Here is a 15,287-nt window from a genome sequence, read left to right as displayed (position 1 = left end):
CCCCGGCCGACTCCGCAGGAGCAGTCATGGCCTCAGGCATCGCAGCGCAGAAACCGCCGACGACGAGCCGGCGGGACCGAACGCACTGGCTCTACCTCGCCGTGATCGGCGCGGTCCTGGCCGGCATCGCCGTCGGCTTCCTCTTCCCCGAGTTCGCCACGGGGCTCAAGTGGATCGGGACCGCGTTCGTCGGCCTGATCAAGATGCTCATCGCGCCGGTGATCTTCTGCACGATCGTGCTCGGCATCGGCTCGATCCGGTCGGCGTCCAAGGTCGGCCGGGTCGGTGGCCTGGCGCTGGGCTACTTCATGCTCATGTCGACCGTCGCCCTGGCGATCGGCCTGGTCGTCGGCAACATCCTCCAGCCGGGTGACGGCCTCCAGCTGTCCGACTCGGTGCGCGGTCAGGGCTCCGACCTGGCCGCCACCGCCGAGGGTGGCGGCACCACCGTCGACTTCCTCCTGGGCCTCATCCCGACGACGCTGCTGTCGTCCCTCACCGAGGGCTCGGTGCTCCAGGCCCTGCTGGTCGCCCTGCTCGTCGGTTTCGCGATCCAGGCCATGGGGCGTGCGGGCGAGCCGCTGCTGCGGGGAGTCGGACACCTGCAGAAGCTCGTGTTCCGGGTACTGGCGATGATCATGTGGGTGGCGCCGATCGGTGCCTTCGGCGCCATCGCCGCCGTCGTCGGCGAGACCGGGATCGATGCCCTCAAGAGCCTCGCGGTCATCATGCTCGGCTTCTACGCGACGTGCGCCCTGTTCGTGATCGTCGTCCTCGGGCTGCTGCTGCGACTGGTCGCCCGGGTGAACCTGTTCGCGCTGCTGCGGTACCTCGGTCGCGAGTTCCTGCTCATCGTCTCGACGTCGTCGTCGGAGACCGCGCTCCCCCGCCTCATCGCGAAGATGGAGCACGCCGGAGTCAGCAAGCCCGTCGCCGGGATCGTCGTCCCGACCGGCTACTCCTTCAACCTCGACGGCACGGCGATCTACCTGACGATGGCCTCGCTGTTCATCGCCTCGGCGCTGGGTGACCCTCTCTCCATCGGTGAGCAGCTCGGGCTCCTGGCGTTCATGATCATCGCGTCGAAGGGTGCCGCCGGGGTCACCGGTGCGGGCCTGGCCACTCTGGCGGGCGGGCTCTCGGCCCACCGCCCCGACCTGCTCGACGGCGTCGGGCTCATCGTCGGCATCGACCGGTTCATGTCCGAGGCGCGCGCGGTGACCAACTTCGCCGGCAACGCGGTCGCCACGGTGCTGGTGGCCACGTGGACGAAGGAACTGGACCGGGACAAGCTCGCGGCGGCTCTCTCCGGGAGCGACCCGTTCGACGAGGACACCATGCTCGACCCGCATGACCTCGAGGAGCCCGGCGAGGCCGAGGAGCCCGCGACGAAGACGGGCCGGAATGGCGACGTGGCCGAGGAGCCCGCGATGGCGGTCGCCTCGCGGGGCTGACGCGGAGACCGCCCCTTGACGCGTCGGACCCGAACGGTGCCCCGGTTGCCCATGGCAGCCGGGGCACCGTTCGCGAGCGGGCCGGTGGCCGGTCCGGTCGAGCCCGATGCGGTGTCACGGGCCCGTTGCCGGAGCTTCCGGCGAAGAGCACAGTGAGGTGCGCGGCGGTGCCGCAGGGGCGTCGCCGTTCCCTGGAAGGAGTGGTGGCATGTACGCCCGATCCACCACGATGCGGGTCCGCCCCGAGGCCCTCGACGACCTCGTCACCTACGTCCGCGACGACGTCACGCCGATGGTCACGCAGCTGGAGGGCTCCATCGGGATCTCGCTGCTGACCGACCGCGACACCGGTCGGTGCATCGTCACGAGCGCCTGGCAGACCGAGGAGGCGATGCGCGACAGCGCGGAGCGGATCCGCGGGTCCCGTGAACAGGCTGCCGAGAGGTTCGGCGGCACGCCGGAGATCCACGAGTGGGAGATCGCCGTCCTGCACCGGACGCACCAGGCCGGGGACGGGGCCTGCGCACGGGTGACGTGGACCCGGACCGACGCGGCGAACCTCGACCAGGTGATCCACGCCTACCGGGACAGCCTGATGCCGTGGTGGGAGGAGACGTCGGGGTTCTGCAGCAACAGCCTCATGGTGGACCGCCGGGAGGGGCGATGCGCCTCCGCGGTCGTGTTCGAGAGCCGCGAGGCGATGGCGCACACCCGCGACCAGTTCACGACCCTGCGCGAGGAGTTCGTGGCGAGGATGTCGATGCAGATCGAGGAGGTGGCGGAGTTCGACCTCGCGCTCGCCCACCTGCGGGTACCCGAGACGGTCTGACCGGCCGGTCGGCGCGGCGCCACCCGAGACGATGGACCCCCCTGGGCCGGCGGGGTCCATCGCCCCTGGCGCGCGCGGACGGTCGTGGACGGGCCGTGCACGCGACAGCGGAGGCAGCAGACGTGAGTGGGGAAGTGGCGGGCGGTCGGACGGCGATCAGCGGCGAGGAGCGCCCCTTCCTTCCCGGGATGCGGCGGAACTGGCTGCTCCCGCTGTACGACCCGCTGACGCGGCTGCTCGGCATCCGACGGGTCCACGTTCGGCTGCTCGGGCAGGCCGGGGTCCGCCCGGGACATCGTGTCCTGGAGATCGGCTGTGGCACCGGCAACCTGCTGCTCGCGGCCAAGCGGAGCCAGCCGGCCGCGACCGTCGTGGGCGTGGACCCCGACCTGACCGCGCTGGCCCGCGCCCAGCGGAAGGCCCACCGCCGCGGGTTGGCCGTCCAACTCGACCGCGGGTACGCAGACGAGCTCCCGTACGCCGACGACAGCGTGGACGTCGTCCTCTCGTCCTTCATGCTCCACCACGTGCCCGCCGACCGGAGGGAGCCGGCGATGCGGGAGGTGCGACGGGTGCTGCGCCCCGGCGGCGCCCTGCACCTGGTGGACATCGGCGGGGCGGACGCCCACGCCGACGGCTGGATCGCCCGCCGGGCGCACCGGCACGAGCTGACGGAGGGGGAGGTCGGCGGGGGCATTCCGGACCTGCTCCGCCGCGCCGGCTTCCTCGACGTGAGCGAGACCGGCTCGGACGCCCGCCGCCATGTCGGCCGGTTCACCTTCTACCGGGCACGTGCCTGAGCTTCGCGTTCGTAGCCGCGCCATCGCATTCTCACCCCGGCGTTCGTGTGCGTCGGCGATCGATGAGCGCACGTCCGGGGCGGCTGACCGGTCCCGAATCCCCAGCGGCGGCCGGCGAGCGCGGGGCTTCTCCGTCGCAATCATCGTGCCGGCCGGCGAGCCGAACAGCGCGATCCAGCGGGCGTGACGCCGCGGTGGCAGGAGCAGCGTTTTCGGGGCGCGGTCAAGCCGTCAGCGACCTGGCGGCAGAGATCCCGCCCGTCCGGGCCGGCGCCGTCCGGCGGTCAGCGGCGCCTCCGGTCCCCCGGCTCGGCCCGTGTGGCGTCGAGTCGCTGGAGGAGGTCGTGCGCGGCGAGCTCGATCTCCTTGTGACCCCACTCGGCGGCGCGGTAGTGGCAGGCGATGATGCCCATGCGGTGCAGGCGCCGGAAGTCGCCGTAGACGAAGGCGTACCGGGCCTTGGTGCCGTCGTTCGCACCGTCGGTGAGCCCGAGATACCACGCGGAGTACTCGTCCCAGGTGTGCCGGGCGAGGTAGGCGTTCTCGTCCTCGGCGGAGGGCTGCACGCGGCCCCACTCGCTGCGGAGCACGTACTGACGGGCGTCGATCAGGTGCCGCGCGTGGGCGATCCCGGCCTCGTTGACCCGGTACTCCGCCATCTCCCGCCTCCTCCGCAGACGGGCAGTCGAACATCGGCCGATCGATGCTGTCGAGTGACCTGTGCGCGGCCCTGGCGGGCCGCCAGGACCAGCCGCAGGAACGCTGCGGCACGGACGCTGTGGCACGGCCGCTGTGGCCCGCCGGACCCCGCCGGCTCAGCCGGCGGCAGGCCGGAAAGTCAAAGGAACAACGTACGCATCGCCGCCCGGGGAGCCGAAGAAGCGGACAATGGACCACGTCCCTGCACACCGGAGCCCCCCATGGCACAGCGACTGCACCTCCCCCACCGAAGGACGGCAGGCACCGCCCGCTCCGAGGAACCGCCTCACCTCGGGGACCGCGTGTATGCCGTCCAGCGCGTCGGCGCCGTTCTCGTGGCGCTCTTCCTGCTCGTCTTCGCCCTGCTCGGCTTCGCGAGCGGGCAGGAGTTCCTCTCGACCCCAGGTGAACCGGTCCTGGGCATGTCCTCCAACGGCCTGCTGTCGACGCTCTCGGTGGTGGTCGCGCTCGTGCTCCTCGCCGCCGCGGCGCACGGTCCACGCACCGCATCCTCGGTGATGCTCGTCCTCGGCCCGCTGTTCCTGCTGTCGGCGGGCGTCCATGCGATCGTGATCGGGACCCGCCTGAACTGGCTGGCGTTCTCGTTCAGCAACGTGATCTTCTCCGTCATCGTCGGGCTGCTTCTCCTGCTCCTCGGCGCCTACGGCCGGATCGGCGGTCACCTGCCGCCGGACAGTCCGTACGCGCACCCGTCGGCCGACGCGGACTACGCCGACGAACTCCCCGGCACGGCGGAGGAGGCCGCTGCCGAGGACGCGATGCGGGAGGCGGAGGTCGCCGTCGTCCAGCACACCGCCTCTGCGGCCCAGTACGCCCGGGTGCACGCGATGGCGCAGCTGCACACACGAGCGGAGCGTCGGCGGGTGTGGATGGAGCTCGAGGCGGCGGATGAGCGGCGGGCCCGCCAGGACGGCGGATCGACCGACCCTGCGGTACCCCTCCCCCACCCGCGCGGTGGTCGACGCCTCCCCTGGCACCGGATCGGCACAGGCCGCCTCTGACGGCGCCCGGGCGGTCGTTGCGCCCTCGGACCGCGCCCCCGTCGCCGGTCGCGGCACCGGGCCCGCGAGGACGTGCATGGCCGCCGCTGCCCGGCCGGGCGCGAGTTCGAGCGCCGGAGCGCGCAAGGGTTGATCGATTCCAGATCTGGGGCCACGCTCGGCGGGTGCCGACGTCCTCGGACTACGAGCGCATGGTGCGCGGAGCCGGGCTGCGCGTGACCCGCCCCCGGCTCGCGGTGCTGTCCGTGGTGCACGACCATCCGCACGCGGACACCCACTCGGTCCTCGCGCTCGTGCGCCGCGATTTCGGCGAGGTGTCCCACCAGGCCGGCTACGACGTGCTGCGGGACCTCACCGACGCCGGCCTGATCCGGCGCTTCCAGCCGTCGGGCTCCGTGGCGCGCTACGAGGCGCGGGTCGGGGACAACCACCACCACCTCGTCTGCCGGTCGTGCGGTGCCATCGCCGACGTCGACGGCGCGGTCGGCGACGCGCCCTGTCTGACTCCCCCCGACGGGTCCGGCTACGAGATCAACGACGCCGAGGTCATCTACTGGGGTCGATGCCCGGAGTGTGTCGCGGCATCGACGTCCAGCGGCTGACGACCGGCACATCCGAGGAAACCGCGAGACAGGGAAGAGGACCGACGTGACCGAGACCTTCGGCGAGAGCGACAAGAACGCGACCGGCAGCATCAGCGAGAGCGAGAATCCCGCGATCCCCAGCCCCACCCCGAAGCCGTCGACCCGGCCGCGGACGAACCGGGACTGGTGGCCGAACCAGCCGGACCTGTCGGTTCTCCGCGCGCACGAGCCCCGGCCCCACCCGCTGGGTGAGGACTACGACTACGCCGCGGCGTTCGCGACCCTCGACGTCGAGGCGCTGAAGCGGGACCTGTTCTCCCTGATGACGACGTCGCAGGACTGGTGGCCGGCCGACTACGGCCACTACGGGCCGCTCTTCATCCGGATGAGCTGGCACGCCGCGGGCACCTACCGGATCGCCGACGGCCGCGGAGGTGGCGGTTCCGGCGCGCAGCGCTTCGCCCCGCTCAACAGCTGGCCCGACAACGCGAGCCTCGACAAGGCACGCCGGTTGCTCTGGCCGATCAAGCAGAAGTACGGCCGCGCGATCTCCTGGGCCGACCTGCTGATCTTCGCCGGCAACTGCGCCTACGAGTCGATGGGCTTCCAGACGTTCGGCTTCGCCTTCGGGCGGGAGGACATCTGGGAGCCCGAGGAGATCTTCTGGGGGCCGGAGGACACCTGGCTCGGCGACGAGCGCTACAGCGGCGACCGGGAGCTCACCGGACCGTTCGGCGCCGTGCAGATGGGTTTGATCTACGTGAACCCGGAGGGGCCCAACGGCAATCCGGACCCGCTGGCCGCCGCCCGCGACATCCGCGACACGTTCGGTCGCATGGCCATGAACGACGAGGAGACGGTCGCGCTCATCGTCGGCGGCCACAACGTCGGCAAGTGCCACGGTGCCGTCAGCCCCGAGTACATCGGCCCGGAGCCGGAGGCCGCCCCTCTCGAGCAGCAGGGCCTCGGCTGGCGGAACAGCTACGGCAGCGGCGTGGGCCGTGACGCGCTCACCAGCGGGCTCGAAGGCGCGTGGACCAACGACCCGACGACGTGGGACAACGGCTTCCTGGAGAACCTGTACGGGCACGAGTGGGAGCTGACCGAGAGCCCCGCCGGCGCGAAGCAGTGGAAGCCGCAGGCCGGTGCCGCGGCCGACGCCGTCCCCGACGCGCACGACCCGTCGAGGCGGCACGCCCCGATGATGCTGACGACGGACCTCGCGCTCCGAATGGACCCGGTCTACGGGCCCATCACGCAGCGCTTCCTCGAGAACCCGCAGCAGCTCGACGAGGCGTTCGCCAAGGCCTGGTTCAAGCTGCTGCACCGCGACATGGGGCCACTCTCGCGCTACCTGGGCCCGTGGGTGCCGGAGCCACAGCTGTGGCAGGACCCCGTTCCCCCGGTGGACCACGAGCTGATCGGGGACGACGACGTCGCGATCCTCAAGCGCACGCTCCTCGACTCCGGGCTCTCCATCCCTCAGCTGGTCGGCACCGCCTGGGCGTCGGCGGCCAGCTTCCGCGGGACCGACAAGCGGGGCGGGGCCAACGGAGCGCGGATCCGCCTCGAGCCCCAGCGGGACTGGGAGGTCAACGACCCGGCCGAGCTGGCCAGGGTGCTGCCCGTCTACCAGCAGGTCCTGGGCGGCTTCAACGGCACGCAGTCCGGCGCGAAGAGGGTCTCGCTCGCCGACCTGATCGTCCTGGGCGGGTGCGCGGCCGTGGAGCAGGCGGCGCGGGACGCCGGGCACGACATCACGGTGCCGTTCGCGCCGGGGCGGACGGACGCCTCGCAGGAGCAGACCGACGTCGAGACGTTCGCCGTGCTGGAGCCCACCGCGGACGGCTTCCGCAACTACCTCCGGGTCGGGGAGAAGCTCTCGCCGGAGACCCTGCTGGTGGACCGGGCCTTCATGCTGAACCTGACCGCGCCCGAGATGACGGTCCTCGTCGGCGGGATGCGGGCCCTGGACGCCAACCACGGCCGAGCCGCGCACGGCGTCCTCACCGACCGCCCGGGGTCGCTGACGAACGACTTCTTCGTGAACCTGCTGGACATGGGCACGGACTGGAAGGGATCCGCCTCCGAGCACGTGTACGAGGGGCGGGACCGAGCCTCGGGGAACGTCCGGTGGACCGCGACCGCCGCCGACCTCGTCTTCGGTTCCAACTCCCAGCTCCGGGCCATCGCGGAGATCTACGCGTGCGCCGACGCCGAGGAGAAGTTCGTACGGGACTTCGTGGCCGCGTGGGACAAGGTCATGAACCTCGACCGGTACGACCTCGCGTGATTCCCGGGTCGGCACCGGTCGCTCGCAGCCGTTCCCCAGGACGGTTGTGCACCCTGTACGACCTCGCCATCATCGGCGGCTGGCATGGGGTCCCCGCCAGCCGTGGGCGAGCACGCGGGATCGCCTCGGCGTTCCGCCGTGGCCGACCTGGTCGACGTTCGTGGACTCGGTCCACGCGCGCGCCGAGGAGGTGACGGTTCCGAGCGAGGAGCCGACGCAGGAGCCCATCGACGTGCTCGACGCCGTGCTGGGCGGGTTGGGCATCGGCGACCTGGGTGCACGCGGGTCCGCTCGGGGTGTCGAGCGCACACCCGTGCGGGGGTGAGGACACAGCACGACCCTCAGGCGAGCCGGCCTCCTGCCTCACGGCCCGGGCGCCGGATCGCCCCTGGGCGGAATCCTCGGTCGGCGACGTCCATCAGTCCGGAGTGGAGATCCGGTAGCGGCGGTTGGTCAGACTCGGGTTGGTCAGCCGGACCTCCGAGACCCGCCGAGGATCGATGTCGCGAACGAGCACTGCGGAGGTGGACTCACCGAGCTCGCCCACGACCAGGCCCGACGGGTCGGTGATGAGTGTCGAGCCGATGCCCACGGGCGGTGCCTGCCCGACGCCGGCCGTGAAGACGGTGTTCTCGATCGCCCGGGCCCGCGCGAGGACCTTCCAGTGGTCCTCCTTGCGGGGGCCGGGCACCCACGCGGCCGGGTAGACCAGGAGCTCGGCGCCCGCATCGGCCGCGAGCCGGGCCACCTCCGGGAAGCGCAGGTCGTAGCAGGTCGCGATCGCCACGCTGACGTCGCCGATCCGGACCACCGGCGGCGCGCCCAACGGTCCCGCGCAGATGTGGTCGGACTCGCGGTATCCGAACGCGTCGTACAGGTGCTGCTTGCGGTAGACGGCCAGGTCCCTCCCGTCGGGACCCACGAACAGCAGCGTGTTGTAGGCCTTTCCGGGATCGTCCGAGGGCTCGACGAGACCCACCACGATCGCCACCCGCAGTTCGACGGCGAGTGCCCGGATCCCGCTGACCCACGGGCCGTCGAGGGACTCTGCGGCGGCGACGAACTCCGGCGACATGGCCGGCATCGCGTACATGGCGAACTCGGGGAAGACGACGAGGTCGGCCCGTTCCGCCGCGGCCTGCCGCGCCATCTCGGCGACCGTCTTGCCGTTGACGTCCTTGTCGGCCGTGGACAGCATCTGGCACAGGGCCAGTCTCATCGGCGTTCTCCTCTCCGGTCGGGACGGTGTTCCGATACGCCGGAACGACCCGGGGGACGGCTCGGGCACGACGGTCTTCCGAACATCGACGCTGCAATGGCACCCTCTCAGCCGTGCCCCGGCGATTTCCAGTCCTGGCACCGCCGGGTCGCCACGCCGTCATTGCCCGCCCCCTCGGCCGGGACGACCGGACCCGACGGTGAGCCGGGACCAGCGGCGTCCCCTGCCCCCACATCTGGACCCACGCGCGGGCCGGGACTCTTCGCGGGAAGCAACGGCGCGCACGACCCGTGGTCGGGGGTCGGCTCGGGCCGTCACGACGGCGCGCCTGGTCGCCGCGCTGCTGAGCGCGCTGGTGCTCGCCGGTAGCGGCTGGGGCTGGTACCTCGTCCGCGTGGCCGAGGCCAGCGTGAACCGCACCGACGCCATCGTCGGCGGAGATCGGGCCGGTCAGGAGATGAACCTGCTGCTGGTCGGCATGGACTCCCGCACCGGGCTGACCGCAGAGCAGCAGGCGGAGTTCAGCACCGGCGACCCCGACGGGGTGCTCAACACCGACTCGATGATGCTGGTCCACCTCCCCGGCGACGGATCCGGGGCGTCGTTCGTCTCCCTGCCGCGCGACACCTACGTCCCCATCCCCGAGCACGGGATGGGCAGGCTGAACTCGGCCTACTCCCGCGGTTACAACGCGGCGGAGGGCAGCGACGCGGAGAAGGACTCCGCCGGAGCGCAGCTGCTCACCCAGACGGTCAGCCAGTTCACGGGCCTGGGGATCGACCACTTCGCCGCGATCGACCTGCTGGGCTTCATCAACCTCAGCCGCATCGTCGGCGGCGTGCAGGTCAACCTGTGCCAGGCGACCAGCGACTCCCTCTCCGGCGCGGACTTCCCGGCCGGCGTCCAGACGATCGGCGGGGACGATGCGCTGAAGTTCGTCCGGCAGCGGCACGGCCTGCCGAACTTCGACCTCGACCGGGTCGTCCGGCAGCAGGTCTACATCGCGGGCATGCTGCGCAACATCCTGTCCACCGACCTGCTGCTCGACCTCGGCAAGCAGAAGGCGATCGTCGAGCAGCTCGGAAGCAGCGTCACCCTGGATCAGGGGCTGGACATCTTCGACCTGGCGGGGCAGATGCAGGGCGTCCAGCCCGGGGCCATCACGTTCCAGACCATCCCCGGGCTGACGCCCGCCCGGATCGACGGCGCCGACGTCCTCGAGCCGCCCGGCGAAGCGGAGGTCGAGGCCTTCTTCGACTCGCTGACCGCCCCGCCCGCCGCGAGCACGTCGTCCGCGGCGCCGACCAGTGAGGCTCCGCCGGTGTCGCCCGGCGCGGTGACGGTGAGCGTCCTGAACGGCTCGGGGATCCCGGGGGCCGCCGCGACCGCCGCGACCGCGCTGTCGACCGCCGGCTTCGAGGCCGGCAGTGGCGGCAACGCCGACCCCACCGATACGACGACGGTCCGGCATGCCTCCGGGGACGAGGCCGCCGCGGCGCTGGTGGCCGCACAGGTGCCCGGCGCGGCGCTCGCCGTCGACGACAGCCTGCCGGCGGGAACCGTCCAGCTGGTCATCGGCTCCGACTACAACGGCATCGGCGAGGCGGTCACCGCGCAGGCGCCGGCGGACACCGACGGCAGCGACGCCGGCAACGAGCGGACGGCGGCGGACTCCAGCTGCATCTACTAGGGGACGGCGTCAGTTCTGCCCGAGTTCCGGCGCCAACTGCGGGTCGTCGGGCCCGACGTCCCCGGTGACGTCCTGCACGACGCCGGCGCTGCCCCCGCCGCGTCGCTCGGGCTCGGCGGCGGCCAGCAGCAGGCCCCCCGGCAGGTACTCGACACCCGTCGCCGCGCCGAGCTCGGCCACGGGGACGAACTCGTGCCCCAGCGCCCCGAGGTCGCCGCCGTAGAGCTCGATGAACGCCGGCTCCGCATCGGGCGTCGGAGAGTTGCGCTGGCTGGCGCGGGGCGCGGCGATCGCCTCCGCGAGGTCGAGGTTCCGGTCGATGCGGTTCACCAGCGTCTGCAGCACCGTCGTGATGATCGTGCTGCCACCCGGAGAACCGAGGGCCAGGACCGGGTTGCCGTCGTCGAGCACGATGGTCGGCGACATGCTGCTGCGCGGGCGCTTGCCCGGGGCGGGCAGGTTCGGCTCGGGCCGGGTCGGGTCGGCGGCCTTGAACGTGAAGTCGGTCAGCTCGTTGTTGAGGATGAACCCGCGGCCGGGCACGGTGATCCCGCTGCCGCCGGTGGCCTCGATGGTCAGGGTGTAGCTCGCGATGTTCCCCGCCGCATCGCCGACCGTGAGGTGGGTCGTGGAGAGCCCCTCGGCGCCCTCCCCCGCGGTCGGCCCGTCCTCCGCGGGGCACGGCCCGTACTCGCCGTCCGGGCTGCCCGCGGCCGTCGGCTTGTCGAGTGCCGCGACCGGGTCGACGGCGCACGCCCGCTCCGCCGCGAACTCGTCGGACAGCAGCTGCGCCAGCGGCACCTGCGAGTACGCGGGGTCACCCACGTAGGCGTTGCGGTCGGCGAAGGCCAGTGCGCTCGCCTCGAGGTAGGAGTGCAGGACCGGCACGTCGGCCATGGAGCTCAGCGGGAACCGCTCGAGGATGTTCAGGGCCTCCCCGACGGTCGAGCCGCCGCTCGACGGCGGGGCCATCCCGTAGATCTCGAGTCCCCGGTAGTCGATGCGGGTCGGCTCGCGCATGGGGGCGTCGTAGCGCGCCAGGTCGACCGGCTCGAGCAGTCCCGGTCGCACCTCAGCGGCGCCCGCCGCCTCCGGCGGATCCTGGACCGTCTCGACGATCTCCTCCGCCAGCTCGCCCGTGTAGATCGCCTCCACGCCCTTGCCGGCGAGCACCTCGTAGGTGCCTGCCAGGTCGGGATTGCGGAACACGGACCCCACCTCGGGAAGGGCGCCGTCCGGGAGGAACAGCTCGGCAGTCGGCTGGAACAGGCGGAACTTCTCCTCGTTGTCCGCGGTCTGCTGCCGGAACGTCTCGTCGACGACGAAGCCCTCGTCGGCCAGCCGGATCCCACCCTCCAGCGCCTCCGCGAGCGACAGGGTGCCGAACTCCTCCAGTGCCCGCGCCCAGGTGAGCGGCGTGCCCGGCGTGCCCACCGACAGTCCGCTCTGCACGGCCTCCGCGAAGGGCAGGGCGTCACCCGCCTCGTCCAGGAAGGCGCCGGCGCCCATCGCGAGGGGCGCCGTCTCCCGGCCGTCGATCGCGGAGACCTCGCCGGTCGCGGCCTCGTAGTAGACGAAGAATCCGCCGCCTCCGATCCCGGCCGAATAGGGCTCCGTCACACCCAGGGCCGCGGCTGCGGCGACCGCCGCGTCGGCCGCGTTGCCACCGGCCGCCAGGACGTCGAGGCCCACCCGCGTCGCGTCCGGGTCGACCGCCGCGACCGCGCCCCCGGTGCCGATCGCCAGCGGCTGCTTCTCCGGCACCGGCTCGACGGCGGCGGCGCTGGGCGGAGCGGCCGCGAGGGCGGTGGCGGTCAGCCCGGTCAGAGCCAGCAGCGTGGTACGCCGACGCGACATGGAGACTCCTCGAGGGTCATCGATGCGCAGGTCCACATCGGACACCCCAAGGCGCCGTCGCGCCAGCCGGTCCGGGCCCGGGTGCCGAACTGTCGGGCAATCCGCGGGGCACCCGGTCCTTGCGGATCGTCGCCGGCGAGCTGCTTGTGCCGCGCGCCACTTCCCCGTACCGTCGGGTCGAGAAAAGAACACGGGGTTCGCTATCAGAACTAGACCACGTCTGGAGCGCCTCATGGCAGCCAAGCCCTTCGCATCCTCCGCCGATCTCGGCGTCAAGCAGCAGACCCTCGAGGTGCTCGCCGACGGCGTGTACGCACTGACGGCGGCAGGTGACCCCAACCTCGGCGCCATCGAGGGCGAGGACTTCCTCGTCTGCTTCGAGGCGCTGGCCACACCGGTCGCCGCCCGGCGCTGGCTGGCCAAGCTGCGCGAGCACACCGACAAGCCGGTCCGCTACCTGGTGCTCAGCCACTACCACGCCGTCCGCGTCCTCGGCGCCAGCGCGTTCGACGCCGAGGTGATCGTCAGCTCCGAGCAGACCAAGCACCTGATCGCCGAGCGCGGCCAGCAGGACTGGGAGAGCGAGTACGGCCGGATGCCGCGGCTCTTCGAGGAGCCCGAGTCGATCCCGGGGCTCACCTGGCCGACGATGACCTTCCGCGACAGGCTCACCATCGAGCTCGGCGGCGACCGGGGCGACCTCGTCCTGGAGTTCCTCGGCCGGGGCCACACCGAGGGCGACATCGTCGCCTGGATCCCCAAGCACGAGATCGTCTTCGCCGGCGACCTCGTGGAGTCCCAGGCCGCGCTCTACACCGGCGACGCCTTCCACTTCGACTGGGCCGCCGACACCCTCGACCGGGTCAAGGCGCTCGGTGCCCGCCAGCTCGTCGGCGGCCGGGGCGCCATCGCCCACGGCCGGGACGAGGTGGACGCCGCCATCGAGCAGACCCGCGACTTCCTGCTCACGATGCACCGGACGGTCGGGGAGGCACACCGCTCCGGCGGCACCCTCAAGGACGCGTTCGCCGCCACCCACGAGGCCCTCGCCCCGAAGTACGGCGCCTGGCCCATCTTCGAGCACTGCCTGCCCTTCGACGTCCAGCGCCTGTGGGACGAGTTCGACGGCATCGAGCGCCCGGTGATCTGGACGGCCGAGCGGGACCGCCAGGTCTGGGACGAGCTGCAGGGCTGACGGCGGCGATGACCACTCCTCCTCCGAGCACCCCGGTGCTGGTCCTGGGCTGCGGCCCGGTCGGCCAGACCGCGGCCCTCCTCCTCGCGCGCTGGGGCCTGTCGGTCGTCGTCCTCGACGGCCGGCCCGAGCGCGATCTGATCGGCAGCAAGGCGATCTGCCAGCAGCGTGACGTCATCGACGTCTGGGACTCGGTCGGCGTCGGCGCGGAGGTGGCCCGGCGGGGCGTCACCTGGACCACCGCGCGGACCTTCCACCGCGACACCGAGCTGTTCCACTTCCAGTTCGCCGACCGCGGCAAGTCACCGTTCCCGCCGTTCGTGAACATCTCGCAGTGCGAGACCGAGCGGCTCCTCGACGAGCGGATCGCGGCCGAGCCGCTGATCGAGGTCCGCTGGGGTCATCGGGTCACCGGCATCGAGCAGGACGAGTCGGGCGTGACCGTCACCTGCGCGACCCCCGACGGCCCGGTGCCGGTGACCGGCTCCTACGCGGTCGCCTGCCCCGGACCGCGCAGCGACGAGGTGCGCTCCGCGCTCGGCCTCACGTTCGAGGGCGAGACGTTCGACGACCACTTCCTGATCTGCGACATCCGTACCGATCTGCCCGGCTGGGAGTCCGAGCGCCGGTTCTACTTCGACCCGGAGTGGAATCCCGGCCGCCAGGTGCTCATCCATCCCTGCCCCGACTCCACGTTCCGGATCGACTGGCAGGTGCCGGCCGACTTCGACCTGGCCGTCGAGGAGTCCTCCGGGGGTCTGGACCGGCGCATCCGCCAGGTGATCGGCGACCGGCCCTACGAGATCGTGTGGAAGTCGGTCTACCGCTTCCACTCCCGGGTCGTCGACCGGATGCGGGTCGGCCGGGTGCTCGTCTCGGGTGACGCCGCCCACCTCGTCTCCCCCTTCGGCGCGCGGGGCCTGAACTCCGGCGTCCTGGACGCGGAGAACGCCGCCTGGAAGATCGCCTTCGTCGCCCGTGGGTGGGCCCCGGAGTCGCTGCTCGACAGCTACCACGACGAGCGGCACGCCGCGGCACTGGAGAACATCGAGGTCACCGGCGACACCATGCGGTTCCTCGTACCGGGCAGCGACGAGGAGGCACGCCGCCGTCTCGACGTGCTGGAGCGGGCCGCGACCGACCCGGAGGCGCGGGCCCAGGTCGACTCCGGCCGGCTCGCCGAGCCGTTCTGGTACGTCGACTCGCCGCTGACCACGCCGGACGAGCGTCGTCCGTTCCCTGGACGGCCCGCACGTGGCGACGTGCCCGTCCCGGCGCCCGGTGTGCTGGTGCCCGACTGCCCGATCACCGTTCGGGGGCGTCCGGACGTCGTCCGGCTGCGCCAGCTGGCCCGCGAGGGCGTCACCGTGCTCGTCGGGGACGACGCCCCGATCCCGTCGGTGCCGGAGTCGCTCGCCGGCGATCTCCCCGTCGGGGTGCACCGCATCGCCGACCTCGATGCGGGGCCCACGCTGCGCCAGGCCCTCGGCGCCCGGCCCGACGAGATCTGGGTGCTGCGCCCCGACGGCCACGTGGCCGCCGTCCTCACCCGTGCCGCCGACGTCGCCCCCGCGGTGGCCCGGCTGCTCACCTGCCCCGTCCCCAGTCCCGTCCCCGCCTGACCGACATCCCGGGGGGCCAAGAG

The 15,287-nt window shown here is 72.3% G+C and carries 13 protein-coding genes; 10 read left to right on the top strand and 3 right to left on the bottom strand.

The annotated features are described in order from the left end of the window. Positions 1 to 26: 26 nt before the first annotated feature. From E4P39_RS05500 to E4P39_RS05490, 3 genes are all read left to right on the top strand, one after another. On the top strand, positions 27 to 1,454 hold the full coding sequence (locus tag E4P39_RS05500; protein WP_135135395.1) for a cation:dicarboxylase symporter family transporter: 1,428 nt from the start codon (positions 27 to 29) through the stop codon (positions 1,452 to 1,454). Positions 1,455 to 1,662: 208 nt separating this feature from the next. Beyond that, positions 1,663 to 2,283, top strand: coding sequence for an antibiotic biosynthesis monooxygenase (locus E4P39_RS05495; protein WP_135135394.1), 621 nt, complete (start codon positions 1,663 to 1,665; stop codon positions 2,281 to 2,283). Positions 2,284 to 2,405: 122 nt separating this feature from the next. Then, complete coding sequence (locus tag E4P39_RS05490; RefSeq protein WP_209306361.1) at positions 2,406 to 3,083, top strand: class I SAM-dependent methyltransferase; 678 nt, start codon at positions 2,406 to 2,408, stop codon at positions 3,081 to 3,083. Positions 3,084 to 3,367: 284 nt separating this feature from the next. Here the strand turns inward: E4P39_RS05490 and E4P39_RS05485 are convergent, their stop codons facing one another. Next, positions 3,368 to 3,742 (bottom strand): hypothetical protein, encoded by a 375-nt coding sequence (locus tag E4P39_RS05485; protein ID WP_135135393.1) that lies wholly within the window; start codon positions 3,740 to 3,742, stop codon positions 3,368 to 3,370. Positions 3,743 to 4,084: 342 nt separating this feature from the next. On the opposite strand from E4P39_RS05485, the gene E4P39_RS05480 reads away from it, so the two are divergent. The 4 genes from E4P39_RS05480 to E4P39_RS23155 all read left to right on the top strand — a co-directional run bounded on the left by E4P39_RS05480 (position 4,085) and on the right by E4P39_RS23155 (position 8,006). Continuing rightward, positions 4,085 to 4,804: a DUF4383 domain-containing protein gene (locus E4P39_RS05480; protein ID WP_245159654.1), complete on the top strand. Its 720-nt coding sequence runs from the start codon at positions 4,085 to 4,087 to the stop codon at positions 4,802 to 4,804. A gap of 164 nt (positions 4,805 to 4,968) precedes the next feature. Continuing rightward, on the top strand, positions 4,969 to 5,406 hold the full coding sequence (locus E4P39_RS05475) for a Fur family transcriptional regulator (RefSeq protein WP_135135391.1): 438 nt from the start codon (positions 4,969 to 4,971) through the stop codon (positions 5,404 to 5,406). Between the two features lie 46 nt (positions 5,407 to 5,452). Next, positions 5,453 to 7,681, top strand: coding sequence for a catalase/peroxidase HPI (katG, locus tag E4P39_RS05470; protein WP_209306360.1), 2,229 nt, complete (start codon positions 5,453 to 5,455; stop codon positions 7,679 to 7,681). A 190-nt stretch (positions 7,682 to 7,871) separates the two neighbouring features. Continuing rightward, the gene (locus tag E4P39_RS23155) at positions 7,872 to 8,006 is read left to right on the top strand and encodes a hypothetical protein (protein ID WP_280790808.1); all 135 of its coding nucleotides are present in this window, start codon (positions 7,872 to 7,874) and stop codon (positions 8,004 to 8,006) included. Positions 8,007 to 8,099: 93 nt separating this feature from the next. Here the strand turns inward: E4P39_RS23155 and E4P39_RS05465 are convergent, their stop codons facing one another. Then, positions 8,100 to 8,900, bottom strand: coding sequence for a carbon-nitrogen hydrolase family protein (locus E4P39_RS05465; RefSeq protein WP_135135390.1), 801 nt, complete (start codon positions 8,898 to 8,900; stop codon positions 8,100 to 8,102). A 355-nt stretch (positions 8,901 to 9,255) separates the two neighbouring features. Between E4P39_RS05465 and E4P39_RS05460 the strand changes: the two genes are divergently transcribed. Then, positions 9,256 to 10,590: an LCP family protein gene (locus tag E4P39_RS05460; RefSeq protein ID WP_245159653.1), complete on the top strand. Its 1,335-nt coding sequence runs from the start codon at positions 9,256 to 9,258 to the stop codon at positions 10,588 to 10,590. 9 nt (positions 10,591 to 10,599) lie between these two features. Here E4P39_RS05460 and ggt read toward each other — a convergent pair whose 3' ends face one another. Beyond that, entirely contained in the window at positions 10,600 to 12,447 is a 1,848-nt protein-coding gene (gene ggt / locus E4P39_RS05455; RefSeq protein ID WP_135135388.1) for a gamma-glutamyltransferase, read from the bottom strand. Between the two features lie 232 nt (positions 12,448 to 12,679). On the opposite strand from ggt, the gene E4P39_RS05450 reads away from it, so the two are divergent. Next, a complete protein-coding gene (locus tag E4P39_RS05450; RefSeq protein WP_135135387.1) occupies positions 12,680 to 13,642 on the top strand; it encodes an MBL fold metallo-hydrolase in 963 nt (320 codons plus the stop codon). Between the two features lie 8 nt (positions 13,643 to 13,650). Continuing rightward, positions 13,651 to 15,264, top strand: a complete 1,614-nt coding sequence (locus E4P39_RS05445; protein ID WP_135135386.1) for an FAD-dependent monooxygenase — start codon at positions 13,651 to 13,653, stop codon at positions 15,262 to 15,264. The last annotated feature ends 23 nt before the right edge of the window (positions 15,265 to 15,287 follow it).

Origin of the sequence: Blastococcus sp. CT_GayMR19, assembly GCF_004570385.1 — a bacterium.
Taxonomy (GTDB): Bacteria; Actinomycetota; Actinomycetes; order Mycobacteriales; family Geodermatophilaceae; genus Blastococcus_B.
Note: the sequence above shows the minus strand (reverse complement) of the source record. Positions and strands in the feature narration are given on the sequence as shown.

Excerpts from the sequence above, each read along its gene's own strand:
- E4P39_RS05500 (WP_135135395.1), top strand. The coding sequence starts at position 27 with ATGGCCTCAGGCATCGCAGCGCAGAAACCGCCGACGACGAGCCGGCGG.
- E4P39_RS05495 (WP_135135394.1), top strand. The coding sequence starts at position 1,663 with ATGTACGCCCGATCCACCACGATGCGGGTCCGCCCCGAGGCCCTCGAC.
- E4P39_RS05485 (WP_135135393.1), bottom strand. The coding sequence starts at position 3,742 with ATGGCGGAGTACCGGGTCAACGAGGCCGGGATCGCCCACGCGCGGCAC.
- E4P39_RS05465 (WP_135135390.1), bottom strand. The coding sequence starts at position 8,900 with ATGAGACTGGCCCTGTGCCAGATGCTGTCCACGGCCGACAAGGACGTC.
- ggt (WP_135135388.1), bottom strand. The coding sequence starts at position 12,447 with ATGTCGCGTCGGCGTACCACGCTGCTGGCTCTGACCGGGCTGACCGCC.
- E4P39_RS05450 (WP_135135387.1), top strand. The coding sequence starts at position 12,680 with ATGGCAGCCAAGCCCTTCGCATCCTCCGCCGATCTCGGCGTCAAGCAG.
- E4P39_RS05445 (WP_135135386.1), top strand. The coding sequence starts at position 13,651 with ATGACCACTCCTCCTCCGAGCACCCCGGTGCTGGTCCTGGGCTGCGGC.